Raw genomic sequence first — 26,199 nt, 5'->3', positions numbered from 1 at the left:
CACGAAGTGAAAACAGTAAACCCTTTGGAGCACTCAGGCATGGGTTTGTTCGACAAAGTTCGCTCAATGCGTGAACAAGTCGTTGGCATGATCGAGGATATGCGCCAGCGGCATGACATTGAGGAGCTGGAGCGAAAGCTGGTGGCTGCCCCGGAAGACATCTTCCTCATGCAGCAGTTGAGCGATGCCTACCAGAACGCCGGCCAGGGGCGACGCGCCGTGGACTTGCTGTGCCGGATCGGGGAAATCTATCAGACGCAAGGCAATAGCGAGACCGCGTTGGCCTATTTCCGCCGGGCCGAGCGCCTTGCCACCAGTGACGAACGCCTGCGCTTGCTGCGCTTGATGGTTGACTTGATGATCCGGCTGAGGCGTTACGCGGATGCCTTTGAGCGCGCCTACCAAGTGGTCGAGATGCTCGTCGCCCATGATGAGCTGGCAGCGGCCCGTGGTTACATCGAAGGCTTGCCCAAGTTGGGCGAACATGATCCGAAGTACCGCAAGGAGCTGGTTGATCTGGTCAACATCAACCGGCGTGAGTGGGCCCAGGGGGCACGGGGAACGTGGCTCGATGAGCCAGGCGAGCGGTCATTTGTTTCAGACCGGCGTGAGCAGTTTCCCGATCAAACAATCCTGGTCGTGGATGACGAGCCGGGGACCTGTGAGGTTCTCACCCTGTGCCTGCGCCGATTGGGATGCGCGGTGGTCACGGCGGCGGACGGTGAGCAAGCCCAGGACGTGGCGCTTCAGTATCGGCCGTCGCTCATCATTTGCGATTTACTGATGCCGCGCATGGATGGGCGGCAGTTTTTTGATTGGACGCGCCGCCATCCAGTACTCAAGGATGTACCGTTCGTGTGTCTGTCCTCCCGTGGGCAGCAGGAAGAGCGCCTGGCGGCCTTCGAGCGCGGCGTTGAAGACTACTGGGTGAAGCCGTTCAGCGCGGCGGAACTGACATTCCGGGTCAAAAACCTACTCCGCCGCTTGCAGCCAAACGCCGACTTCCGGGGCAAGTTACATGAGGTTTCCTTCCCGGAAATCTTGCAGATCATCGAAGCCGGGCGGAAGACCGGGGTGCTCAAGGTAAGCTCCGAGGGGCGGGAAGCGACTTTCTACCTTCGTGAAGGGCAAATCCTGGACGCCGAGATTGACACCTGTGATGGCGAGCGGGTGGCCTATATCGTCATTCGTTGGTTGCGGGGTGATTTTTCCTTTCGGAGCACGACCGTGGAGCGTCCGGCACGGATTCGACTCTCAACGCAACAACTCCTGCTCGAAGCCGTCCGGCGCTATGACGAAACCCAGTCGCTGCTCGAATCCGAGCCGGATCTCAACCGTCCCTACATTTTCGGCGAAGCCTTTGCGCTGCTCAAGGTGCCGGATGAATTTGCAGCCGAGGTCAGCTTTCTCAAGTCACTGTTTGACGGACGCCGTTCGTTTGGCGAGTGTTTGCACGCATTGGAGAACGACTTGGAAGCGCTCACCCTGGTTGTTGAGTTGCGCCGTGAGGGGTTGCTCGTTCCGTTGCCGGCGGGCCCCCTTCCAGAACAACGCTCCTCCCTGGATGGCTGAGCCTGAGGCTAAAAACAGGCTGCGCACGGTATCAGAATCCATGCTATCGTCGCGCGCAAGTCAAGTTCATATCACGATTTTCCTCTGGAGATATGTACCCCTGTGCGCAAACAAGTTCACCGTTGGTTTAGCCCACATCTCGGCGTAGAGATGCCCATTGCCGTTTATGGCCACTATGGCAAGCCGCTGCTGATGTTCCCGACGGCCGCGGCCGATTTTGAGGAGTACGAGCGTTTCTTAGTCGTTGACGTGCTCCGTCCGTACCTCGATGCCGGCATTGTCAAAATCTACTCCATCAACAGTATCAACCGTGAAAGCTGGATGAACGAGCATCTCCATCCAGCCCAACGGGCGGCTCGGCAGATGGCCTACAGTAACTACATCTCGCACGAGGTGTGCCCCTTTATTCGGAGCGACTGCGGTGGCTCGCCGATCAAGATTGCGGCGACGGGTGCCAGTTTTGGCGCTTACCATGCCGCGAACTCCGTGTTTCGTAACCCTGGCAGCTTTGACACCCTCATTGCCATGTCGGGATCGTATGACATTCGCCCCTGGTGTGATGGATTCCACAACGATGACGTGTACTTCAATAACCCAATTGAGTACTTGCAACACCTGAACGACGATTACTTCCTTCCACTCCTGCGCCATCAAACCGATATTCACATCATTTCGGGGCAGGGCGCTTATGAAGCTCCGGAGCGGTCGCGCGACCTGTCGCGTGTCCTTTACAGTCGCGGCATTCCGCATTCGCTCGATCTCTGGGGACATGATGTCAACCATGATTGGCCCTGGTGGCGGCGGATGCTTGACCTGTATGTGCCACGGCTCTTTCATGCCTATGGCCCGCGATAATCGCCCCTGACCCATCTCTTGTCTTGCGCCGTTTCGAGGTCGCGGCGTGGCGGTGGTGGTATCCCGTTTTCTCACGTGAGGTCTTGCATGATGTCGAAGTTTTGGGTCTCAAGCCAAACCAAGTCAGCGATTCAAGTCTTTGGGGCCGTGGTCGGGCTGGCGCTGGGGTGGATCTTGCCAGCGCCAGTTGCCGCTCAGGTGACGACGAACGCCTCGACCAAGGTCACCACGATCAAGCGCGCTTTGACGGGTGACACCGTTGTTTTGCAGGACGGTACGATTGTGCGCTTGATAGGCATCCTAGCGCCGTCCTCCGGTCCGGCGGCCGACCAGGCCCGCGAGCGTGTGCGGCAGCTTGTTTTGGGGAAGACAGTCGAAGTCTGGCTCGAAAATCAGAATCAGGACATCAAGCATCGTGACAAGTACGGACGACAACTGTCGTATATTTACCTGCTACCGTCCCGGAAGCTGCTCAATGCGGAGGTCATCCGTGATGGGGATGCGTTCTTCTTCAGCCAGCACTTCATTGACGTGCGGACAAAAAACCTCCTCCTGGCAGCTGAGTACCAAGCCCGCATGGCGAAGATAGGTGTCTGGGCGCAGGCGACTGAATCACCGGAAGCAATTGCCAAGCGGGAAGGTCGCCCCTACGAGGAGCCGGCCTTTACCCCACCTGATGACCTCGACGAACCTGACAGCGCAGCGAGCGGGCGTCCCGTGGATTCGGTGTCAAGCCCAAGGGTGGAGAATGTTCCATCGCGCGAGGGAACGCTATCGGCGCCAGTTCTGGACGCCAAAGCGACGTATGGCAACGTTCGGGTCGAAAGTTGCGCCGTGCTGGATGTGCCGACGCTCGGTCAAGTGGCGCTGATTGGTGTTCAGAACAGCACTGGAAAAACTGGTGAACCAGCGCGCATCGAAGTCGTCAAGCTGGTGCAGGGCAAACGCCTGCGTTTCGAGTACGACCCAGCCAATGCCTACCGCGACCACCGCGACCGAGATGGACGGCTCTTGGTCTATGCTTTCCTGCCCGATGGGGCGCTTCTCAATTTGCAGATTGTTGCCCGCGGGATTGCCGACGTTGATATTGATTACGACTACAAGCACAAAACGGAGATGCTGACGGCGCGGGACAGCGCGCGTGTCAGAGAGCTTGGTCCCCGCTGGCGAAACGATATTCCGCGGACTGTCTCACTAGAGCGCATCCGGCTCTCAATGGTAAAGGTTATGAGCGAACAACTCGGCCGGGCTGGCGCGCGCATCGAACTGGTCGGCGACGACCAAAGCGTGCTGCGCATCTCGCACGACCTAGTTGACCAAACGAGTGCTGAGCAGTTGTATCGCGCCTTATCCGTCAGTGAAGGCGGTAACTTGCCACTTTTGAGGAGCACCGGTATTCGGGAAATCCAGTTCACGGACGCCAAAGCCACCAAGATTTTCCGCTTTCCATTGTGAGTTTCTCCGCGGCGGGCGGCCGATGGGTTCTGACGCCTACCCGCCAGGCACGCTTGCGAGGGAATGATGTCCAACCCACGCCGTCAGAACCTGCCTGACCCGTATCATTTGGTCGGAACTGTCATTAGTGGCAAGTATCGCTTGGACGCCGTGCTTGGCATTGGCGGCATGGGCGTCGTGTACTTGGCGCACCACACCGGCATCAACCGCAAGTTGGCGCTCAAGGTGCTCAAGCCCGATGTGGCGGCCTCAGACGCGACGATTGCCGAGGCCTTTCACCGCGAGGCCAAAATCTCCGGTGGACTGACCCATCCCAACATCATTTCCGTGACCGACGCCGACACGCTGCCCGACGGCACGCCCTTCATGGCCATGGAGTTGCTGGAGTGTCCCACCCTTGAAGATGAACTCCAGCGAAGTAAGCGTTTTCCGCTCAACCGGATTGATAGCTTGCTGGGACAAATCTGCGACGCCCTCCACTACGCCCACCAGTCTGGACTGGTTCACCGCGACCTCAAGCCGGCCAACATTGCCCTGATCGGCGCCGGGCAGGTGACGGAACAGGTCAAAATTCTCGACTTTGGGATTGCCAAGTCGCTTGATGAAGGGGTTGGCAAGGTTAGCCAGGCAATTGGGACACCCCTCTACGCCTCGCCAGAGCAGTTTGTCCATGGCGGTGACATTGACGCGCGCGCGGACCTCTACAGCTTGGCTGTCATTCTGTACCGCATGCTGGCCGGCGTGTTGCCCTTCCAAGGCAAGACGATTGGCGAAATTGTCTCACTGCACCTCACCGCGCCCCCGCCCCCCCTGCGCACTCATGCGCCGGAGTTAGCCGAGTCAATCGAAGCCTTTGTCCTGGGCGCCTTGGCCAAACAACCGTCGGGGCGGCCGGCCACGGCACTTGACTTTCTAGCGGGCTTTCGAGCGGCCTGCCGGGGGACAGTGGTTGGAGAGAGCAGCCTGCCGCTCTTGGGAAGCGGAACCGATCTCATCGCCAGTGTCCTCGAGTCCGCGTCTGGCACGCTCCCACCGGCGAACCCCGCAACGGCGTCGCCGCTGCCGCCTGAGTTGACGGGGAATATCACAGCAGCTCAAGTCTCGCTGAAGCGTCCAACTGAGCTGCCGGCGACGTTGCCGCCGCCCGGCTCGCCATCCGGTGAAGTGGGACGTCCGCCGCTCGGTCAGCGCTCCCAACCAGAAACGGCGTCCCAGGTATTCAACCGGCAACCGGGGGATGTCCCGGCGACTGCTTCATCCCCACGGCTGGGCATCCCCGTTTGGGCCGGGGCTCTATTGGTACTGGTGGCAGTGGCAATGATTGGCGGGGGGGTGTATTGGGCGGCCTTCCGTGCTGCGGCAACGCCAGACGCTGCAAATGGCGCGCACACCGCCTCTGACCGCCGCGATGACACAAGCCAGACCGGTGGGAAGCCAGTGGTCTCCTCGGCTTACCGGGAACGTTTTGACCAAACGACAAGCCAAGTCCGGCAAGCGATGCGTGAAATTGTGCCAGACAGCGGTGGTGATCCCTTATTGCGAGACCTGCGCAATGCCGTGCAGCTCAACCCGGTGACCATCGAAAGCCGCCGCCGTGCCGTGGAAGTTGCCGAGAACCAAGTTGCCCAAATGACCACGACTTGGTCAGCCCTGACTGCGCCTGAACCCTGTGCGACCGAGCACCGAGTCCTTGCCGACCGCTATCGCCAGCTGCGAGATGCCTTGCACAACTACGGCGTGTCGGTGCGAAACCTAGGCAATGCTTTTGCACGGACCGACTTTGACATGTCTCAGCCCCGTGAACGATTTGCTGAGTCGGAGCGGGAAGACCTTGCGCGCGATCAGATGTTGCTGGAACAGGCTTGGCGTGACACCCGTCAGGCAGAAGCCGCTTTGCGCGACCGCCTCAACCCATGAGGCGTCTCGGCGTCTGCCTCCCGAAGTGGGCGATGCTGGGTACAAAACAGCTTGTTTCACGGGTATTGGCCAAGTATCGTGTAACGGACTTGCCTGGGTGCTCCGAACACCGCACTTTTAATACATCTAAGGGGACTTTCCACGTCATGGAAGACAACGTGAGCGAAGCTAATGTGCTCGATGCACCGCTGCCTGACGCGCCAACCGACGACCTCCCGTTTTCAGGCTTTCCTCGCCCGCAACTGCTGGCCTTTGTCCGTGGGGTCGCCAATATCGTGGCTGCCGATGGCAAGGTAACTGAGTCTGAGAAGGCGATGCTCTATGGGTTGGTTCGTCAAACTGGGCTTTCAATTCTTGACGAAGACGTTAGGTCCGCCATCGAGGCGGAGCTTGCCGGACCCTCCCCAATAGAGAAGGTGATTCAACCCGTGACCGATCCGCTCTTGCGACGCGCCCTGTATCAAACTTGTGTCGAGGTGGCGTTATCTGATGGGCATTTGGCTGATGTGGAGCGATTGAAGCTCGTCGAAGTGGCCAGTCTGTTCGGTCTCAATACAGACGCCGCCCGCGATTTCATCCAGTGGACGCTCGATAGCATTGCCGTTGAGCGGCGTGGCGCTGAAATCATCTCGAAGCTGTAGCTGCGGCCTGTTTGGTTTCAGGGCAGTAAACGCGGGTTTGAAGAAAAAACACCGGAAGGAATCTTCCGGTGTTTTTTCTTCGGTGGAGTTTTTTGGTGGATATGCCTGCCGCCGGGCCTGGAAACCGGCGTTCGCCGAAGCATTCAGCGAGGGAACTGTAACGGTCTCCAGCTTGGACGGCGCGCCGTCTGACTAGGACTATGTCCAACCATGAAGATCAAGGCGAAGGTCAAACGGTGAATGACGTGCCGCAGCCGCAGGAGCCGGTTGCGGTCGGGTTTTTGAACGTAAAGCCTGAACCCATCACGCTGGACACATAGTCGATTTCCACACCTTCAAGGTATTGACCGCTGAATGGATCGACGAAAACGCGAATCCCGCCGTTTTCATCGCGAAGAATGATTTCGTCGTCCTCGCGGGGCGCATCTTCAACATCGAGTCCATACTGAAAACCTGAGCAGCCGCCCGGCATGACCCGAACACGTAGCCCGCCTTCCGCGCCAATACTTTCAGCCGCCATAAACTTCTTGACCTCTTCGACTGCTTTGGATGTCAGAACGATCATGACCTACTACGCCTCACCTACTGGGTTTTAAAGTGGTTTTTCAACCTAACGTTTGTTTACTGAATTAAAGCAAACGGTGTCAACGTGCCTTCCCGAAGACACCCGATACCAAGCACCCGGTCAGACAACAAAGCCCACTCACCACAGGGTTGAAGCCCAGGGGCTACGAGAGCATACCTGAAAAAAAGGGACACCGCCCCCCAAGCTTCACGATGGACGCTTCCCACTTGAGTGGCCTTGGACAGCCGGGCGTTGGATGCGCCGACCGCCGATACCAACTACCTGATGACAGGTCAAAGGCAACCGTTCGGGCGCACGCCAAGCGCCTTTCTCGGTGGCACGGCGCCGTGGCTTACGATTTTGTCGTGAGAACGATTCGCTTCGGCTCTTCGCTCGTGCTGCTCTTAGCAGATGGCGCGGGGGACTCCGTGCTGGCCGGTGTTCCTGATAGCCCGGCCATGATGCCGCGCATGGCGGAAACGGGCAGCGCCGTCAGCTCGCCGATGGCGTCAATTCCCTTGAACGGCAAACCGGGAATGAATTTGAGTACGGAAAGCGTCGTTTCAACACCAATTTGGTGAAGATGAAAGATTTTTTCCGACAGTGGGAGATTTGAGAAATTGCCTTCGATTGAACTCATGTGAGACGTCTCCGTAAACGCAAGGAGGGTAAGTAGGTTGTGGGAAGCATACACGATGAGGACCAAAGCGTGAATGTGTTTCCCGTCCAGCGGCCAACCAGCGCCGGCCGCGACGCCGCAGTGGATGACGCAGCGGGATTAGGGTTAGGGAAGGTAGCCCCCCCGCCCACTACCAAGTCGCCGCTCTTTTTCTTGCTTCCCAACCAGCCAAAATAACGGCCAGGCCAGTCCGGCAAGCACGGCTGCGGCCGGGGTTGCTCGCATTTTGAGCGCTTGTACGAGCGTGTAGATACCAACGCCAAGGTATAGCAAGAGCAGGAAACTGATGAGCCAGTACATGCGTGTGTTCTCCCAGGCAAGCTATGCCAACGTCCGCTTTCGTGGGGACACTGAAACCATACCATGATAGCCATGTGCGCCAGGCTACAACCCGCGGTTGGCTGGCTATGACACATTGCTCTGGCGGTGGGGCTTTCCGGCGACGGCGTACGTGTTCAGCCGGTGTCATGTCGCCCCTTGGTGCACTATTGCGGATAGGCGGGTGGGTGGAATTCTTCCGGGAAAAGCGGCGTGACGTTGACGCTCCAGTACGTATCAGAACGCTCGACGCTGCCGACGGCGACGATGACCAGGTGATTCATGCCGACGACGAGTGACCCGACGGAACCGATGATCAGGAATCCACGTTCTTCGAGTGCCTCGCGGGCCGGCATCGTTTTTTTGTCCAGAAACGGTAACGCAAACCCGTCCTGTAGGGCCTGCTTCCACCGTGACAGCAACGTAAAGGCATAAGGCTCAAGTCCGGCTACGGCCAGGGCTTCGGCTTTTGGAAAGGTAGCTTCCCAAAACTGCATGTTCATGGCTGTCACCTCGTGGTTGCCGCCCGTTGTCGGGTGCCGAATCCAGGTCGGGGCGCGGCGGTCGGCATTCCGGCCACTGCCGACATACGGCTTGGGTTAGGTTGCCAAAAAATCAAGCGCCAGTGCCGTCATGGCTCGGACGCCGGTGGCAATACAGGCTTCATCCACAGCGAACTGGGGCGTGTGGATGTCGCCGCCAACACCGGCAGCTTGGTTTGAAACCCCAAGTGAGAAAAACATGGCCGGCACTTCGCGGGCAAAGTAGGCAAAGTCCTCCGCCCCCATGCGCGGCGCGTGATGGATAACCTGTTCATCGCCAACCACGCGCCGGAGGGTTGGTAACATGCGCTCCACCAGTGCCTGGTTGTTGACCAGCGGCGGGACAAGGCGTTCGTAGCGAATGTCGCAGGCCGCTCCGCTGCCGGCAACGGCATTCGAGACGATCTGGTGAATAAGATGCTCGGTTTCGGCTCGTACCGTTTCGTCAAAGGCCCGCACCGTGCCTTCCAGCACGACCTCGTCCGCCACGATGTTGTAGCGCCGGCCGCCCTTCATTTTCCCGACGGTCAAGACCATCGGCTGCTGGGCATCAATCATCCGGCTGCGAATGGTTTGCAGCAACATCACGACCGTCGAGGCGACCACGATGGCGTCCACGCCCCGGTGTGGATAAGCCCCATGCGCCATCTTGCCCCGGATGGCAATGGTAAAGCGATCACAACTCGACATCATGACGCCTTCGTTGTAGCCGAGTTGTCCGGCTGCAAGGGGCGGGTAACAGTGCAGCGCAAACATGGCATCAGGGCGTAAGGTTGCCAGGACGCCTTCCGCAATCATGAGCTTTGCTCCGCCTTCTTCGCCGGGCGGCGGGCCTTCTTCGGCCGGCTGGAAGAAGAAGCGCACTGTGCCGGCGAAGTGCTGGCGCAGCTGCGCCAGCACTTCGGCCGTCCCAAGGGCAACTGTCATGTGCACGTCGTGTCCACAGGCGTGCATCACGCCTGGCACAGTTGAAGCAAACGGCAGTCCGGCTGGTTCATCAATGGGTAGGGCATCCATGTCGGCCCGGATACCGACCACCTTGCCAGGCCGCTGGCCGGTCAGGGTCGCGACAATCCCGTGGTGCGCTACATTGGTGCGAATGTCAAATCCGCCGAGCTCCTGCAACCGGTGTATTAGAAACCGTGCCGTGCGAACTTCGCGGTTGGATAGCTCCGGGTGTTGGTGTAGGTCGCGACGGGTGGCAAGCAGTCGCGCCTGAAGCTTGGTCACAAGTTCGCCCACAACCCGGTCGCGGTTCGTGGACGAGTCAAAAAGACGATGGTGAGCTGATGAAACGGTTGCCGCGTCTGGCATGGGTCTTAGATCATGAAATTCCACAGAGCAATAACACAATGGTAATCTTGACGAAGGCGCTTGAAAATCATGCTTTGCCGGAAAGCTTGAGGCGATGGTTTTTTACTTGTGGTGTGCGCACGTCGTGAAACTGTGGCGAAAGGCGACCTAATATGCACCGGATACTCGTTTGTGCGTTGATTGGCTGGCTGGGGTTATCCAGCTTGGTTGCCCCGGCGGGACTTGGTCCGGTTGCGGCCCGGCCGTTTGTCCAGAAGTCCGGCCAGGCGACACTGGACGTTGACTTTCTCCGCCATGAGTTACTGGCGGTCATCAATGCTCAGCGTGAGCGGGTTGGCGCGCCGCCAGTCGCACTGGATGAGTTGGCTAACCAAGTCGCTGAAGCCCATGCGCGCGACATGGCGGAGTACAACTACCTGAGTCACTGGAATCGGGATGGCTGGAAACCTTACATGCGCTATGGGTTACGCGGTGGAACGGACTACTCGGCCGAAAATGTTTCCATGCTGTCCGGGCTGTCGCCACGCGCAACACTGGACAGCATCAAAGCAGAACTACTCCAACTGCATCAGTCCATGCACGATGAAACACCACCCAACGATGGACATCGCCGCACCATCCTCAACCCGGAGCACACGCACCTTGGGTTAGGCTTCGCCGTGGTTGGGAAAGAGCTGCGCATGGCGCAGGAGTTTCTGAGTCGCTACGTCCACGTTGAACCACTTCCGACAAGGGCCCGACCAGGCGACCGTCTGTCCGTGGTCGGCCAGGTCGTCAACCCGGCGGAAATGCTTTTCTACAGCGCCATGGTGCACCACGAGCCGTTGCCCCGCCCGATGACACTTGACCAACTGTGGCAGTCGAAAGCTTACACCTTGCCGGAAAAGTTTCGCTTGCTCAAACCCAAGCTTGGTGACGGGTCACAGTACACAGATGGTACAACGGGTGAAATTGACCTTGGTTCCAGTGGACGCTTCAAATTTGACCTAACGTTTCCCAAGCGCGAACCAGGCGTTTACACCACAATGATTTTCGTCCAGCGTGGACTCAAGGGAAAGCCGTTTCCGGCGGCCAGTCTGTGCGTTTGGGTTGAGTAGGCGGCGCGCACAAAAAACCAAGTTTTTGGATGCCGTTTCAAAAACTTTGCATGCCGTCCGGGCAGACTGGTCGCCCGATGGCGCGGACAGTTGGCCGGCAGCTCTCGCTCGTTCAGAGCAAATTAGGCTTTTCAAAAGACTTACCTCCTCTGAGCTGGACGCTCGGCGGTTTGGCGCTCCCAGCCCCGCCGGGCACGAGAATCTGGCATCAAAGTTGCTCAAATATGTCCAAAAATAAATATCGGCAGTTCGACGCAGGCAATCTGGTTGGTTCTGCGAAGCAGGGAGGAGCATGTCTTATGACAAACTGGATAAGCCGTCTGACGGCGGTTGTTGTCTTGGTACTGGGGTTGGCAATGGTTGGCTACGCCCAGCTCGACACCGGGACAATTGCCGGAACGGTGTTGGACGAATCAAAGGCCGTGGTTGGCAATGCCGCAGTGACCGTTCGCAATCTACGCACGGGACTGAGCCGGACCACCCAAACCGATGGCGAAGGGCGTTTTCGATTCAGCAGTCTGCCCATCGGAAGCTATGAGCTGACGGTTGAAGCGGCTGGGCAAGCAAAGTACATCCAGCAGGGGATTGAGTTGCTGGTCAACCAAGTGGCCGTGGTGGAAGTCGGGTTGAAGGTGGCCGCGACCCAGGAAATCGTAACGGTGACGGGCGACGCCTCAATTCTCAACACTGCCAACTCGGAAGTAAGCACCCGGTTTGATTCGCAACGCCTGATGAACTTGCCCATCGCAACGAATGGCAATGTTTACAATATCCTGCTTTCCGTTCCGGGGGTCAGCCAGTTGGGGTCGGGGCAAACCGGGTTTGCGAACGGCATCAGCTTTTCGTCCAACGGTGGGCGCGTCCGTTCCAACAATTTCATGGTGGACGGGCAGGACCTCAACGATCCGAGCGTGGCCGGGGTCCAGCAGCCGCTCAACAACCCGGACCTGATCCAGGAAGTGCGCATCATCACGAGCCAGTTTGCGCCGGAGTTCGGGCGCAACAGTGGTTCGGTGGTCAACATGGTGACGAAGAGCGGGTCGAATGAGTTTCACGGGTCGCTGTTCTGGTTCAACAACAACAACGCGCTCAATGCGCGCAGCAACCTGGACAAGCGAGCCGGGCGGACAGAAGCCCCTTTCCGGGTTGAGAATCGGATTGGCGGCTCATTAGGCGGACCGATCTGGCGTAACAAGACCTTCTTCTTCGGCACGCTCCAGCGGTGGACCGACCGGGCGCTCGGTTCAGGCTTTACGCTCAACGGCGCGCCAACGGAAGCCGGTCGCCAAGTGCTCCAGTCGGCGGCCGGAAATCGTCCCCAGGTGGCGGCGCTGCTTCGCTTTCTGCCAGCCGCGCAGGCGCCGATTGGACAGAGCCAGAGCTTCACCATTGGCACGCAGACCTTTACCGTTCCACTTGGGTCGCTCACGGGGTCGGCTTCGCAGAAGTTTGACAACTGGCAGTGGTCCACCCGCATTGACCACCAGTTTGACGACCGCAACCGGATTTCTGGAAGTTTCTTGTTCAACGATCAGATTTCGTCGGGCAGTGGTCAGGTCACGCCGCCTGGCCTGACCACCCGGGTCGTGGGCCGCCAGCAGGCGCTCAACCTGACCTGGACGCATGTCTTTTCACCCCGTTGGATCAACGAATACCGGATGGCCTACAACCGGTTCAACTCGGTGACCAATGCCGATGATCCCTCGTCCCAGGAAATCCCCTCGATTGAAATCCAGTCGCTTGGATTGCTCGGCTTCAACTCCGCCGCCAGCCGAACCGCCATTGGGCTGGCTGTGAACTTGCCGCAATCGCGCACGAACAACACGTACCAGTTCCAAGATGTGATGACCTACACGTTCGGGAATCACACGATGAAGTTTGGCGTGGACATCACCAACCGTGACGTGCGGAGCTTCTTCTTTCCGACGATTCGTGGACGCCTGCAATACAACACGTTGCAAGACTTCGTGGACGATCGGTCGCAGATTGCCCAGATCAACCTGCCGTTGCGTGGGGGCCAGGCGATTCAGTACTACAAGTTCACGGATGTCTTCGCCTTCTGGCAGGATGAGTGGCGGATTCGGCCGAACTTCACCATCACCTATGGTTTGCGCTATGAAACCCCAGGCAATGCGCTCGAGGACCTCTATCGCCTGAATGACCGGATCGTGGCGGCAAATGGCAACGATCCCAACTTCCGCCTTCAGGAGCGTCCGGGGCGTGACATGAACAACTTCCAGCCCCGTTTTGGTTTCAACTGGAATCCACGCACGGAAGCCGGTGGCGTCTGGGGCGCGATTACCGGCGGCGATAAGCTGGTGGTGCGTGGCGGTTATGCCCGGACGTTCGACGCCTCGTTCCTCAACATTGCGCTCAACGTCGGCACGGCCTCGCCCTTTGCGGCGACGGTGACATTGCCCTCGACCGGATCGTTTACTGCCTTGCAGACCGTTCAGCCCTTCACTGGCAACCCGCGTCTGTTGGCCGCAACTATCGTCGAGCCGGATTTCCGGTCGCCCTACGCAGACCAGTACAGCCTGGAAGTACAGCGTGAGCTGTCGCGCGACGTCGTGTTGCGCGTCGGTTACGTGGGCACGAAGGGAACGGCGCTGTTCCAGACGATTGACGCCAATCCCAACCGTCCGCGGACGACGCCACCGACGGCTACCGACCCAAACGTGCGTATTGATCCGACCCGTGGCACCGTGCGTTCGCGCGCCAACGCCGCCTCGTCCATTTACCACTCGCTCCAAATCAGCGTGGACAAGCGCCTGAGCCGCAACTTCAGCGCGGGTGTCCATTACACGTGGAGCAAGTTCATTGACGAGGCATCGGAAATCTTCAATCCCTCGACGGGCGAAATTGCCATTCCGCAGGATTCGTTCAACCGGCGGGCGGATCGCGCTGTGTCAAGCTATGACCGGACGCACCGACTGACGGGCAACTTCGTGTACGAACTGCCGTTCTTCCGTGATCAGCAGGGTGCGGTTGGCCGGTTGCTGGGTGGCTGGCAAACGTCCAGCTTCATCACATTCCAGAGCGGTGCGCCGTTCACGGTGCTGAATGGCTCGGATCCGCTTCAATCGCTGGCCGGCATCAACGGGCTGGTGGGCGACCCGATTCGTCCGAACCTCAATACGACGCGGAATTTGAGCCGTCTCACGGTAGCCGAAATCCTCCGCGCCGGTGGGGCGAGCTTGTTCGCGCCACTGCGTCCAGGGCAGCGAGTCGGCGACTTGGGACGTAACACGCTCCGCGCCGATGGCATCGGCAACATTGACCTGAGCGTGGCCAAGAACACGCGCATCGTCGAAGGCCACAATATCCAGCTTCGCGTGGACTTCTTCAACATGACCAACACCCGCAACTTTGGCGTACCCATCGCGGTTCGGACTTCTGCCGCGTTCCTCAACCAGTGGGGAACGGATGGCGGCAACCGGCGCATCGTGTTTGCTCTGCGCTACTCTTTCTAGCGTCATCTTGATTGCCTTTGACGCGGCCCCGTGCAGCCCCTACGCTGCACGGGGTATTTTTCTGTAACGTATTTTTCTTGTGGAGCGCGGCCGCCTCTGGTGGTTGCCGCATGGCATGGCTGAGCAAAAACAACGTGGCTTGGTTGCCGGATTTCTCTTTCTTGCCGGCTTGGTGACGCTCGTGGTTGGTTGGCGGGCGTTTTGGTTTCTGACGGATGACGCTTACATTGCCTTTCGCTATGTGAGCAACTGGCGGCTGGGCCATGGCCTGGTCTGGAATCCGGCGCCGTTCCGCCCGGTCGAGGGCTACACCAGTTTGTTGTGGGTGGTTGTGCTGACGGCGGTGTGGAAGGTCACCGGCTACGACCCGCCGGCGGCAGCCAACTACTTGACCCTGGGCTTTGCCGCGCTGACGCTGGTGTTGACCGGCTTGGTGGTGTGGCACATGCCGTTCAGCGCCCGGCTCGCGCCTGGACGCTGGGTTCTGCTGGCCGCCGTTTTCATTGGCATGCTGAGCAATCGGACGTTTCTGGCCTGGACGAGTTCCGGCCTGGAAACCGCCATGTTCAATGCGCTGTTGTTGGCCTGGATGCTGGCCTGGGTATGGCTGCCGCGTCACACGGCCGCGCGCCTGGCGGTGACCGCCACGCTGGCCGCACTCGTCTATCTGACGCGCCCCGACGGCTTGCTGTTTGCCATGGCATCCGGCGCACTTTTTGCCGCCGACGCCTGGTTTCGTAAGCGAACGTGGCGCGTGGTTGACTGGCTGGCCGTCGCGCCGCTGCTGGTGATTCCGGCGCATTTGCTCTGGCGCAAGTCATTTTATGGCGAATGGCTTCCGAACACGCACTATGCCAAGTCCGATCCCCGCTGGTTGTGGGTGACGAGTGGTGCGCGCTACGCACTGTCGTTCGTCATCGAGTACGCCCTGTGGTTTTGGTTGGCGCTGGCGCTGGCGGTGCTGTGGGTTGGGGTGCGCCGGTGGCGCCAGACCTGGGCCTGGCTTCGCCAGGATGCGGCGCGTCTGGAAGCGGCCGTGGGGTTGCTGGTGATCGGAGTGAGCGTCGGGGCGCAAGTGGCGTATTACACCTTTGTCATCGGCGGCGATCACTTTGAATATCGCGTCTATAGCCAGCTCATCCCGCTCATCTTCATCACCGCCGTGTGGATGCTGAACGCCCTGGAAGCAAGGCTGATCCCGGCCGCTGCCTTTCTAACCCTGTTTATCGGGGCGTCACTGGTCATCCCCTGGACGCACTGGGCGACGACAAAGGATCGGATGAGCCGCGAGGAAACGAGTTACATGAAAGTTGCCGTAGCCGACGTCTTGGCCCGACGGCTGCCGCTGCCGGACGTGGCGCTGGCTTACTTCCGCTGGTATGACCGATTGCAGTTTTGGCTGATTGATCATGCGGTGTGCATGCGGCACCAGGAACACAAGGTTTTTCACCTTTTCCTCCTTCAGGTGCTTCCGGCGCGGGACGTTGGTGAAAAGCTCAAGGACGACCACTATCCGGTGGTGACGCAGACGTCCGTCGGGGTCATGGCGTGGGTTCTGCCGCACGTCAACGTGATTGACGAACACGGCTTGAATGATTACGTCGTAGCGCGCAACACGCGGGCAACCGGCGATCTCATGGCGCATTTTCGCAGCCCTCCGCCGGGGTATCTGGAGTGTTTTCGTCCGAATGTCGCCATTCGGGACGGCCGCGCCACCATTCTGCCACGCGATCCACCGCTGACGGCCGCCGACATTCGGCATTGTGAGGAAGCCTTCCGCCCGTGACTATTCCCCCCGGAGCGCCACCCGGATGGACTTCTGCGCCGGCGTCGGGTTCGGCACCGGGCCGACCGCGACATCGAGCGTCGTTATCACCTCCGGGATAACGGTGACCGTGATGGAACGCTTTTCACGCAGAACGGTCACCTTGACCGGTGTGTTCGGGCGCAAGGTCGCCAGAATGGCTTCGACATCGGCTTCGCGGCGCACCGGCTTGCCGGCGATGGTGCGCACCAAGTCACCTTCTTCCAGCTCGGACTCGCCGGCCGGTGAGTCGGGATCAATTTCGGCAATTTCCAATCCGGCCGGAGTCTCCTCCAGCTCAAAGCCGAAATCCAATTCAGTAAGGGGTTCGACAAGCATGGCCAAACCGGCGCGGGATAGCGTTGTTTCGAGGGGCAGTTCGTCCACGCCCTCCACGAACCGCTGAAAAAAATCGCTCATATCCGTGCCGCTCAGGTCATTGGCCGCGGCGACCAAATCGGCCGGGCGGTAGCCTGGACCGTCCGGCGGGAAGTCCTGCCATAGGCGGCGCATGAGGTCATCGAGTCCACGGGCGTTGTCCGTCCGGGCACGCAACTCGATGTCGAGCAGCAGCCCGACAATAAAGCCTTTGCGGTAGTAATCGAGTGGAATGTCTTCAAAGCTGCTCGTGCCGGTCAGCCAGGTGGCGACCGATGCCTCGGCCAGGCTTACCTGCTTCGTGGTGGGGTTGTTGGCCAAATACGTGAGCGCGGCGCGAACGGCTTCGTCGAAGTCGTTGGCCGAAATCAGTCCGGCACGCCGCAGCCCGCGCCAGGCATAGTATTCAGTGACGCCTTCGGCAAACCACAGTTGCGGGGTGTATAGCTCGCGGTCAAGCGTGTAGTCGGCAAACTCGCGCGGCCGGAGCCGCTTGACGTTCCAGGCATGGAACAGCTCGTGCGCCGTCACGACGAGAACATTCTTGGCCCGTGGGTTGTCAAGCAGCGTTTCGGGCGCGTAGTTGATCAGCGTCCCGTCGGCGTGTTCCAGGCCTTCGAGGCGTTCTTCGTCGTCGTCCGTGTCTTCAAAGGGCAGGTACTGGAACATGTACTGCTTGAACGGCAACCCACCCATCAGGTCGGCATAGGTTTCGACGATGGTGGTGATGGTCTTTTGCAGTCCGGTTGGGTCTTTCACCGGGCGCGTCAGCACGACGGCAATCGGCGTATTGCGAACTGAAAAATCGAGTCGCGTCAATTTGCCAACGGCAAGTGGCGCGTCAATCAGCGCGTCATAGCTTCCCGCCACGTAGCTGTTTTCAGCCCCTTTGGCCAGGGGCGTGGCAACCTGCCAGTCCTTGGGCAGACTGAAGGAAAGTGTCGCCGGCCACCGGCGGCCATCCGTCACATAGAGAAACGTTGCCGCTCCGGCAAGCTGCCCATAGCCCTCACCGAGCCAGTTTGAGTCCACGCTTTGCCGCTCGCACAAGAGGCGATAACGCAACACAAGCGTTGATTGTCCGGCGCAGTTGACGCGCCAGGTTTGTTTGTCGAGCCGCCGGAGCACCAGCGGCTGACCATCGGCGCGCCGGGCGGTCAGGTCGAACAAATACTTGGCATGGTTGAGAATTTCATATGAACCGGGCGTCCAGGCGGGCAGGGCGACATCCACCGTAGCGCGGGTGTCGAGGCCGCGGATCGTCATCTCGATGCCGGCTTCACTGTCGCCAGCCGCCCCGATCGTGACCCGGTAGTTCACCGTTGGTTCGGCCAGGGCAAGCAGCGAGGTCAAGCCAACGGCGACCAGCCAGAGGCAGCCGCGATACAGGTAGCGCCGCGTCCGGCAATAAACAACGTAGCCACACAAAACGTCAAAACGAGGAACACAGGTCATAGAACCAAACTCACTTGAGAATCAGCTTATCGCCGGCGCGACGGATGCCCGATACGGTGGCGCTTGTCAAGCGCCGGCGACCTACGGCGGCCGGTGGACGCTCGTGGCCAGCTATGAAAAACTCGCTGCATTGTCGCGTGGTCAGCGACGAAAACGCTTGTCGAAGGTACGCTTGGAAGCATGCTCACGGAACGCGCCATCGAGAACTACATCCTTGAAAAAGAACCCTTCTATCTGCCGGTTGGCAATGAAGTCGAGTTGTTTACGGCAGCCTACCAGGCCAAGCTGCCGGTGATGCTGAAGGGACCGACCGGCTGCGGCAAAACGCGCTTCGTCGAACACATGGCGTGGCGGCTCAAGCGGCCCCTGGTGACGGTTGCCTGTCACGAAGACCTGTCGGCGACGGATTTGGTCGGGCGCTATCTGCTCGAAGGTGAAGAAACGGTTTGGCACGATGGACCCCTGACCCTGGCCGTCAAGCACGGGGCAATGTGTTACCTGGATGAAGTCGTTGAAGCGCGCAAAGACACCCTCGTGCTGATTCACCCCCTGACGGATGACCGACGCATGCTGCCGGTCGAGAAGCGCCGTATCGTCATCGAGGCCCCGGATGAGTTTCAGTTCGTCATTTCGTACAATCCCGGCTACCAGAGCGTGCTCAAAGACCTGAAACAGTCCACACGGCAGCGTTTCGTGGCCATTGAGTTCGACTATCCGCCGTTTGAAACCGAGGTGGCCATCGTGGCCCGGGAAGGGCAGGTGGACGAAGCAACGGCCCGTGACTTGGTAACGATCGGGCAAAAGGTGCGCAACCTCCGTGGCCACGGCCTGGAAGAAGGCGTCTCGACGCGGTTGTTGGTCTATGCCGCGCAGCTCATCCGGGGCGGTATCGCGCCGGTGAGCGCTTGTCAGGTGGCCATCGTCAATCCAATCACGGACGACCATGACCTTCAGCGCAGCATTCAGGAAATCATCACGACCGTGATGTAGGGGACAGGTGACCCGTTCCGAATCGGCCGCTGCGGCCCAGGGCCCTGCCGTCAAACGGGAACCCACGTCTGTTTATCAGGAGAAGCTGGCGGTATGCGTACAGACCAAGTGACCGACTCGCATGAGCTGCTGGTCGAGTGGATTCGCAACGAATTCGCTGCCGAACAGGGTGCGGGGTTTCCACGCCTGAAGCGCATCCCGGACACACGGGTGATCCGGTTTCTGGATCACTTCGCAACCTTGAACGCCGGTGAACAGTCGGATTTGATCGCCATTCTGGCTGACTGGTCTGCCCACAAGTTCTCGCGGAAGGCGATGCTGCCTGCAACGAACGAGCGATTCAAGCAGGCAACGGCCTTTCAGAACGTGACTGGCGGAATCCGCTACACCGGCGTGAAGCTACTCGCCGGTCTTCAGAAAAGTGCCAAGCTTGGTGGGCTGCCAGCTTGGTTTCAAGCGCGGGGCATCACGGGGTTGGCGATGCAGGTGCCGACGCCCCTGGCAAGGGATATGTCCGACCTCGTGCCGGTCAGACTTGATACCCTGGGACGGCAGGTAAAAGCTGCGTTCGCTCGGCGTTTTGCGGCAAGTGAGCGGATGTTTGAGCCTAGCTTCAGGCAATACAGGGGGAGGCACGGCCGGGTTTCGTTGACCATCACGGTTCGATACCGGGGAGATCTGCTCAACGCTCAACTGCACTATAGTGTGGATGTCAAGGATGAGGAAACGGACACGGCCATCCCCGGCCTCATTTTCGAGGGGGTACTGGGGGGCGTGGGACTTGGCTTGTGGAATTACCTCACCCGGGAAAATACCGCCCGCTCCGTCAGCCTCCTGTGTGATTTGGTCGAGTACGTCGCCGAAGTACCGCAGCGCCTGCCGAAGTGCGGCTAGGCGCGGCAAAGCCGCCATCACCAAGTGCGCTGGGTTCCGCAGCGCATAACCGCCGGCCTTGGCTGGCTTAGGCTCCCGACCGGTCAGGCTGGTTCGGCCACGCTTCCGTCGTGGCGCGGCCGGCCAGTCCATGACGCGGTCCGCGGTTCTAGGCCGCAGTGCGTCATGGGAGCCCGTGTCACCTCGCTTCGCGCGTTTGCAATTTCACCAAAGAAGTGTAAGATTGCGTACCCTGTTTTGTTCCAACCTCCAATCATCCCCCTAAAGTCAACGATCAAGGAGTTTCGCGTATGAGTGCACCGGCGACCGCGATGTATGAAGTCGCGCCTGAAGTTAAGTCATTTGTCGAAAAAACACGCCACATGCTGATTGATGGACAGTGGGTCGAAGCCAAACGCGGGCAGGTTTTCAAAGTGTATAACCCGGCCAACGGAGAAGTCATTGCCCACGTGGCCGAAGGCAACGCCGAGGATATTGACTTGGCGGTCAAGGCTGCGCGGCGCGCGTTTGATGAAGGGCCGTGGCGCCGCATGACGCCTTCCGAGCGCGGGCGGTTGATCTGGAAGCTCGCCGACTTGGTTGAGCAGCACCTAGAAGAGTTCGCCCAACTCGAAACGCTCGACAATGGCAAGCCGTTGACGGTATCGCGGGTCGCCGACGTGCCGCTGGCAGTGGATTTGTTCCGTTACATGGCTGGGTGGGCCACCAAAATTGAAGGTGAGACGATTCCGCTTTCCGTGCCCGGTGGCACCTACCTGGCCTATACCCTGCGTGAGCCGGTTGGCGTCGTTGGACAGATCATCCCATGGAATTTCCCACTCCTGATGGCAGCCTGGAAGTTGGGTCCGGCGCTGGCGGCCGGGTGCACGGTCGTCCTCAAGCCGGCCGAGGAAACGCCACTTTCGGCGCTGCGCCTGGGCGAACTCATCCTGGAAGCCGGTTTCCCGCCAGGCGTCGTCAACATCGTGCCGGGTTATGGAGAAACGGCCGGCGCGGCGCTTTCGGCGCATCCTGATGTGGACAAAGTCGCCTTCACCGGCTCAACCGAGGTCGGCAAGTTGATTGTGAAGGCGGCGGCCGGCAATCTCAAGAAAGTCACCCTTGAGCTGGGCGGTAAATCGCCCAACGTCGTCTTCAAGGATGCCGATCTGTCGGCTGCGATTGAAGGCGCGGCCAATGCCATTTTCTTCAATCATGGCCAGTGCTGCGTGGCTGGTTCGCGGCTCTTTGTCGAGGATGACATCTATGACGAGGTCGTGGCCGGCGTCGGCGAAATTGCCAAGCGCATTCGCGTCGGCGAAGGCTTCGACCCGGCAACTCAGATGGGTCCGCTGGTGTCAGAAACCCAGCTCAGACGGGTGACTGGCTACCTTGAGTCCGGTGAGAAAGATGGGGCGAAGGCGGTTGCCGGTGGCCATCGCGTCGGTGACAAGGGCTATTTTGTGGCGCCAACCGTGCTCACGGACGTCACCGATGACATGAAGGTCGTTCAAGAGGAAATCTTCGGGCCGGTTGTAACGGCAATGAAGTTTTCAGACATCCGCGAAGTGAGCGCCCGCGCCAACAATACGGTTTACGGACTCGGAGCCGGTATCTGGACGCGCGACATCAGCAAGGCGCATGCGCTGGCGGCCGAAATCAAGGCCGGCACGGTGTGGATCAACTGCTACAACGTCTTTGACGCGGCGCTTCCGTTCGGCGGCTACAAGCAGTCGGGGTGGGGACGCGAAATGGGCGGCGCCGTGCTTGACGCCTACACGCAGACGAAATCCGTGTGCATCAAGCTGTAACCCTGTGTGGCTGGCTCTGGGTCAACCGGAAGCCGGGCCACCGACTGAAAACGTTGGGGCAGACCCGGAAGGGCTTTGCCCCGCTTTCCATCTGGCGTGGAAACGCAGTTGTCAGCTCGAGAAGACGATGTTTGACACAAACCTACTGTCCGGCAAGACGATCCTCGTAACGGGTGGCGGAACCGGCTTGGGACGCGCCATGGCCCTGCGGTTCGCCGAGCTTGGAGCCCGCCTTGCCGTTTTGGGCCGCCGGCCGGAGCCGCTGAACGAGGTTGTGCAGTCCATCGAAGCCCAAGGGGGAGAAGCCATCGCCGTCACGGCCGATGTGCGCGATGCCGCCCGCGTCAATGCCGCCGTGGATGACGTGCTGTCTCGCTTCGGTACGATCAACGTCCTGGTCAACAACGCCGCCGGCAACTTCCTGGCGCTTACTGAGACACTTTCACCAAACGCCTTCAATGCCGTCGTGGGAATCGTCCTCAACGGCACGTTCCATTGCACGGCGGCCGTCGGCAAGCATTTGATTGCCCAGGGCATAGGCGGCTGTGTGCTCAACATCGTCGCCACCTATGCCTGGACCGGCGCCGCCTACGTCGTCCCATCGGTCTGCGCCAAAGCTGGCGTCTTGGCCATGACGCGCTCGTTGGCGGTTGAATGGGGACGCTACCGGATTCGCCTGAATGCGATTGCGCCGGGTCCGTTTCCGACCGAAGGCGCTTGGTCACGGTTGATGTTGCCGGGCATGGAAGAGGAAGGGAAGCGTCGCAATCCGACCGGACGGTTTGGCGAACCGGCGGAACTGGCCAACCTGGCCGCGTACCTCGTCAGCGATGCGGCCAGCTACATCAATGGCGAATGCATCACGATGGATGGTGGTGAGTGGTTGATGGGGCAGTCATTCAACCTTTTGACCCAGCTCCCGCCCGACCAATTTCGGGCGCTTTCCGAAGCGTTGCGGCCCAAAAAGTCGGCGACTGCCCAGCGAGAGGGAACATCCACCGCACGCGGTGACCATCCCACCTAGGTCGTTATCAGGCAGCCGCCTGCGATACGGCCTCGGACAGAAAGCGGCCGATGGCCTCGACCACACTTTCAAACTGGTCGTGGTGAACCCAGTGGCCGGCATCCGGGATTTCGACGTACTGCATCCGCTCGACCATCTGGAGTTGTGGGCTTTGGGCCAGGCTGGCCGCCCAGCTACTTGCCCCACGGACACAGAGCACCGGACACCGGACGGCGGCAAAGAGTTCCTTGGCCAGCTCCGTAGGGAGTCCGAGTGGGGGCAGGTTGCGTAGGTAAGGATCGAACTTCCAGATGAGGCTGCCATCGGCCGTGCGATTGGTGCCGTAGCGCGTCAGGTGTTCGGCCATGGCGTCGGTCAGGTGTGGGTTGGCTTCTTTCATGCGGGCGGTTGCCTCGGCAATCGAAGCGTAGCGCCGGGGCGTTCGCGTTTCGGCCGCCAGCACCCGTTCCGCCCAGACGCGCAACCGTTCGGTGTAGGTCTTGGTTTTCACCGATGGCGGCGGCCCCCAGCCTTCGATGTTGACGACGGCCGATACGCGCTCGGGGAAGGCGGCGGCATAGTGCATGGCGACAACGCCACCCAGTGAGTGCCCGACGACTGCCGCCGGAAAACGCTGAACCACGCTCCCAAAGGCAACCAAATCAAGCATGAACTCAGGGAAGGCATACATTGCGCCCTCCACCCAGGCGCTGTCGCCGTGGCCGCGCAGGTCGAGCGCATAGACGTGGTAGCTGCTGTGGAAATGACGCGCGACATCGTCCCAACTCCGGGCATGATCCTGCGTGCCGTGAACGAGCAGCAGCGGGGGACGATCGGTGCTGCCACCGTAATCCCAGTAATGCAGTTTGAGCCGGTGCGAATGGAAGTAATGCGATGATGGATTCATGAGAGCGTGCTTCCTGTTTGCTCCAAGCGGCCGGTCTCTCACCGGCCCGGCTGGGCGTTGCCCGGCGACGTTTCGGCCTCCAGTGGTTTTGCCTGCTTGACATGTTCCTCCAGCCAAGTGTGCGTCTCCCAGAGCATGTGCAGAATGGACTCCCGCGCCCGGTAGCCATGGCGTTCGTGCGGCAGCATGACGAGCCGAACCGTGCCGCCCAGTCCTTTCACCGCCTGAAAAAGCCGTTCGCTCTGAATCGGAAAGGTGCCGGAGTTGTCATCTGCTTCGCCGTGAATGAGTAGTAGCGGCGAGCGAATCTGATCGGCGTAGTTGAAAGGCGACATGCGCTGGTAAATCTCACGGGCCTGCCAATAGGTGCGCTCCTCAGCCTGAAAGCCAAACGGGGTGAGCGTCCGGTTGTAAGCGCCGCTGCGCGCTATCCCGGCCCGGAAAAGCCGGGAATGAGCCAGCAGGTTGGCCGTCATAAACGCTCCATAGGAATGGCCCCCCACCGCAACGCGATTGGGATCGGCGACGCCGCGCCGGGCGCACTCGTCAATGGCGGCCTTGGCCGAAGCTACGAGTTGTTCGATGTAGGTGTCGTTCGGTTCGCGTCCGCCCTCGCCGATGATTGGAAATGACGGGTCATCCAGTACGGCGTACCCCTGCGTCAACAAAAACAACGGCCCCCAGTAGCTCACCCGCGTGAAACGGTACGGCGAACCCTGCACCTGTCCAGCGGCGGCCGCGCTGACGAATTCCTGCGGATACGCCCACAGCATCAACGGCAGCGGCCCGTCCCGTTTCGGATCGTAGCCGGGTGGCAGGTAGAGTGTGCCGGTCAAATCAACGCCGTCGGCACGTTTGTAGCGAATCTGCTCTTTTTGAATACCGACCAACTGTGGCGTCGGATGGGGAAAGTCTGTTAGCGCCGTCAGCTTGCCCGTCGCCATGTCGCGGATGAAGTAGTTCGGTGGCTCGGTCGGCGATTCGCGCGTCAACAGAACTCGTTTGGCTTCGGGATCGAGCAGCGCCACCGGGCTTTCATAGTAGGGGGCTTCTGAGCGCCAGAGCCGGGTGGTCTGTCCCGTGCTGACCTCGAAGCGATCCAAAAACGGCCGGTCGCCTTCGGGGGATGCCCCTTCGCCGACCAGATAGAGCGTTTTGCCGTTGTCAGGGGAAAGCAGCCGGACCGTCCCATCGGCTGCCGCCTGGGTCAGAACGTTGCCAGGGTCGGCGTAGCGGTCTTCGGAGGAGCGTTCATGGATGAGCGTCGGCGCTACATCCGGCGCATCGGGCTGAAAGCGCCAGGTCCGTCGCAAGCGCGTCTTGCGCCAGCTTTCATAGGCGAGGGCAAGCTGCCCGGTGCCCCACTGAATGCCGCCAAACCGGTAGGCAAAGCCGACCGAGGGCGTCGGTTCGCCGCTGAACGGCGCGGCCAGGAAAAAGAGCCGGTCACGAATATCAGCCGCGACCGCCGGGTTGCCGCCATCCTGGGCTTCGACCCAGGCCAGGGTGGCCGGCGCGTCACTGCGCCACTGGATGCCGCGCGGTCCTTTGGCCGTTGCGTCAAAGCTCGTCGGAATATCGTCCCGCAAGGGCAGGTCGGCAATCTCGCGCACGACCTTGCCGCTACTGTCCCAGACCTCAATGCGCAGGGGGAAGTAGGCAGCCGGCAAGGTGTAGGAATAGGGGCGGTGCAGCATCTGCGCCAGGACGTACTGTCCATTCGGGGATGGAAGCGCGCTTTGGAACAGCGCCGGTTCGCCAAGGTTCCTCGCCTGCCCATTCAAGCCGACCTGGACGAGCTGCGCGGTCAGGTAGTAATCAAACAGGGCTTCGTCGTATGGGTTGCGGAGCAGGTCCTGAAAGGTGCGTGCTGCCGTTGCCCGTCCGCGATTTTCCTGCACGATGGGGCCGTCTGGCGCCGCCGGTGGGGCGGGTGGCGTGCCCCGTTTGGGCGGAACCGTCCGGCACAGCAGCCCCTGGCTGTTGGGAAGCCAGACGAACGGCCGGCCGAAGATCGCGTTGAGTTGGAGGTTGCCAACGCGCCGCGCGGCAGCTTTTTCGACATCGAGCAGCCACAGTTCGACCCGGTCGCTCGTCGTGTGGGTAAAGGCGACGGAGCGTTCGTCTGGCGACCAACTGAGGTCACCCAATCGCGCCGGGCTAGGCAAACCCGTCACCGGACGTTTCGTTCCATCGCCGAGGCGCAGAAGCGTCAGTCCGGTCAGATAGGCCGGCTGGCTTGGGCCGGTGGTGCGTGGATTGAAGCGGATGCCACCCAACCGAAGTTCCGGTTGCGCGACTTCGGCAATGGGTGGGAGGGCAGGACGGTCGGCCAGCAACAACCAAGTGCGCCGTGGACTGGTCAGCGCCACCGGTGGCAACGGAGCGTCCACCAAGTCGGCAATGGCTTTGGGCGGGGTTCGGTAGGGCGTCTGAGCCGGGGCTGCCGTGGGGAGACTCCCCAGTAGCCAGGCAGCTAAACAGAGACGGCCAAGCAGCCGCCAACGGCAGGGCGATGATGGTTGGAAAAGCATAGGCAGTCAGTCCAAA

Annotated in this window: 20 protein-coding genes; 12 read left to right on the top strand and 8 right to left on the bottom strand. The window is 60.3% G+C overall.

The genetic code is table 11. The features are described 5' to 3' along the window. Window positions 1-39: 39 nt before the first annotated feature. From J8C06_RS14540 to J8C06_RS14520, 5 genes are all read left to right on the top strand, one after another. Complete coding sequence (locus tag J8C06_RS14540; protein ID WP_211430144.1) at window positions 40-1,572, top strand: response regulator; 1,533 nt, start codon at window positions 40-42, stop codon at window positions 1,570-1,572. A gap of 150 nt (window positions 1,573-1,722) precedes the next feature. Continuing rightward, window positions 1,723-2,427: an esterase family protein gene (locus J8C06_RS14535; protein WP_211430143.1), complete on the top strand. Its 705-nt coding sequence runs from the start codon at window positions 1,723-1,725 to the stop codon at window positions 2,425-2,427. An 87-nt stretch (window positions 2,428-2,514) separates the two neighbouring features. Then, entirely contained in the window at window positions 2,515-3,882 is a 1,368-nt protein-coding gene (locus tag J8C06_RS14530) for a thermonuclease family protein (protein ID WP_211430142.1), read from the top strand. A gap of 63 nt (window positions 3,883-3,945) precedes the next feature. Beyond that, window positions 3,946-5,799: a serine/threonine protein kinase gene (locus tag J8C06_RS14525; protein WP_211430141.1), complete on the top strand. Its 1,854-nt coding sequence runs from the start codon at window positions 3,946-3,948 to the stop codon at window positions 5,797-5,799. Between the two features lie 158 nt (window positions 5,800-5,957). Next, a complete protein-coding gene (locus tag J8C06_RS14520; RefSeq protein ID WP_211430140.1) occupies window positions 5,958-6,440 on the top strand; it encodes a tellurite resistance TerB family protein in 483 nt (160 codons plus the stop codon). 229 nt (window positions 6,441-6,669) lie between these two features. On the opposite strand, the gene J8C06_RS14515 is transcribed toward J8C06_RS14520, so the two are convergent. The 5 genes from J8C06_RS14515 to J8C06_RS14495 form a co-directional block, all read right to left on the bottom strand. Further along, entirely contained in the window at window positions 6,670-7,005 is a 336-nt protein-coding gene (locus J8C06_RS14515) for a HesB/IscA family protein (protein WP_211430139.1), read from the bottom strand. A gap of 352 nt (window positions 7,006-7,357) precedes the next feature. Further along, on the bottom strand, window positions 7,358-7,645 hold the full coding sequence (locus J8C06_RS14510) for a hypothetical protein (protein ID WP_211430138.1): 288 nt from the start codon (window positions 7,643-7,645) through the stop codon (window positions 7,358-7,360). Between the two features lie 144 nt (window positions 7,646-7,789). Continuing rightward, window positions 7,790-7,984: a hypothetical protein gene (locus J8C06_RS14505; RefSeq protein ID WP_211430137.1), complete on the bottom strand. Its 195-nt coding sequence runs from the start codon at window positions 7,982-7,984 to the stop codon at window positions 7,790-7,792. Between the two features lie 185 nt (window positions 7,985-8,169). Continuing rightward, complete coding sequence (locus J8C06_RS14500) at window positions 8,170-8,505, bottom strand: hypothetical protein (RefSeq protein WP_211430136.1); 336 nt, start codon at window positions 8,503-8,505, stop codon at window positions 8,170-8,172. A 96-nt stretch (window positions 8,506-8,601) separates the two neighbouring features. Further along, a complete protein-coding gene (locus J8C06_RS14495) occupies window positions 8,602-9,858 on the bottom strand; it encodes a M20 metallopeptidase family protein (RefSeq protein WP_211430135.1) in 1,257 nt (418 codons plus the stop codon). Window positions 9,859-10,010: 152 nt separating this feature from the next. Between J8C06_RS14495 and J8C06_RS14490 the strand changes: the two genes are divergently transcribed. The 3 genes from J8C06_RS14490 (at window position 10,011) to J8C06_RS14480 (ending at window position 16,214) form a co-directional block, all read left to right on the top strand. Further along, window positions 10,011-10,955 (top strand): CAP domain-containing protein, encoded by a 945-nt coding sequence (locus J8C06_RS14490; protein ID WP_211430134.1) that lies wholly within the window; start codon window positions 10,011-10,013, stop codon window positions 10,953-10,955. A 299-nt stretch (window positions 10,956-11,254) separates the two neighbouring features. Continuing rightward, a complete protein-coding gene (locus J8C06_RS14485; RefSeq protein WP_211430133.1) occupies window positions 11,255-14,428 on the top strand; it encodes a TonB-dependent receptor in 3,174 nt (1,057 codons plus the stop codon). 115 nt (window positions 14,429-14,543) lie between these two features. Beyond that, window positions 14,544-16,214 carry a DUF2339 domain-containing protein gene (locus tag J8C06_RS14480; protein ID WP_211430132.1) on the top strand — a complete coding sequence of 557 codons (1,671 nt, stop codon included), beginning with the start codon at window positions 14,544-14,546 and terminating at the stop codon, window positions 16,212-16,214. Here the strand turns inward: J8C06_RS14480 and J8C06_RS14475 are convergent, their stop codons facing one another. Further along, complete coding sequence (locus J8C06_RS14475) at window positions 16,215-18,065, bottom strand: M61 family metallopeptidase (RefSeq protein WP_211430131.1); 1,851 nt, start codon at window positions 18,063-18,065, stop codon at window positions 16,215-16,217. Between the two features lie 180 nt (window positions 18,066-18,245). Here J8C06_RS14475 and J8C06_RS14470 point away from each other — a divergent pair, with 180 nt between their 5' ends. The 4 genes from J8C06_RS14470 (at window position 18,246) to J8C06_RS14455 (ending at window position 22,763) form a co-directional block, all read left to right on the top strand. Then, window positions 18,246-19,055 carry a CbbQ/NirQ/NorQ/GpvN family protein gene (locus tag J8C06_RS14470; protein ID WP_211430130.1) on the top strand — a complete coding sequence of 270 codons (810 nt, stop codon included), beginning with the start codon at window positions 18,246-18,248 and terminating at the stop codon, window positions 19,053-19,055. 93 nt (window positions 19,056-19,148) lie between these two features. Beyond that, window positions 19,149-19,949 (top strand): hypothetical protein, encoded by an 801-nt coding sequence (locus J8C06_RS14465; RefSeq protein ID WP_211430129.1) that lies wholly within the window; start codon window positions 19,149-19,151, stop codon window positions 19,947-19,949. A gap of 290 nt (window positions 19,950-20,239) precedes the next feature. After that, window positions 20,240-21,739: an aldehyde dehydrogenase family protein gene (locus J8C06_RS14460; protein ID WP_211430128.1), complete on the top strand. Its 1,500-nt coding sequence runs from the start codon at window positions 20,240-20,242 to the stop codon at window positions 21,737-21,739. A gap of 127 nt (window positions 21,740-21,866) precedes the next feature. Next, entirely contained in the window at window positions 21,867-22,763 is an 897-nt protein-coding gene (locus tag J8C06_RS14455; RefSeq protein ID WP_211430127.1) for an SDR family oxidoreductase, read from the top strand. 7 nt (window positions 22,764-22,770) lie between these two features. On the opposite strand, the gene J8C06_RS14450 is transcribed toward J8C06_RS14455, so the two are convergent. Both J8C06_RS14450 and J8C06_RS14445 read right to left on the bottom strand, forming a co-directional pair. Then, window positions 22,771-23,649, bottom strand: coding sequence for an alpha/beta fold hydrolase (locus J8C06_RS14450; RefSeq protein ID WP_211430126.1), 879 nt, complete (start codon window positions 23,647-23,649; stop codon window positions 22,771-22,773). Between the two features lie 38 nt (window positions 23,650-23,687). Then, complete coding sequence (locus J8C06_RS14445; protein ID WP_211430125.1) at window positions 23,688-26,183, bottom strand: S9 family peptidase; 2,496 nt, start codon at window positions 26,181-26,183, stop codon at window positions 23,688-23,690. Window positions 26,184-26,199 lie beyond the last annotated feature (16 nt).

Origin of the sequence: Chloracidobacterium validum (assembly GCF_018304825.1) — a bacterium.
Lineage (GTDB): Bacteria > Acidobacteriota > Blastocatellia > Chloracidobacteriales > Chloracidobacteriaceae > Chloracidobacterium > Chloracidobacterium validum.
The sequence above is the reverse complement of the archived record's forward strand: the minus strand, read 5'-3'. Positions and strand labels throughout refer to the sequence as shown.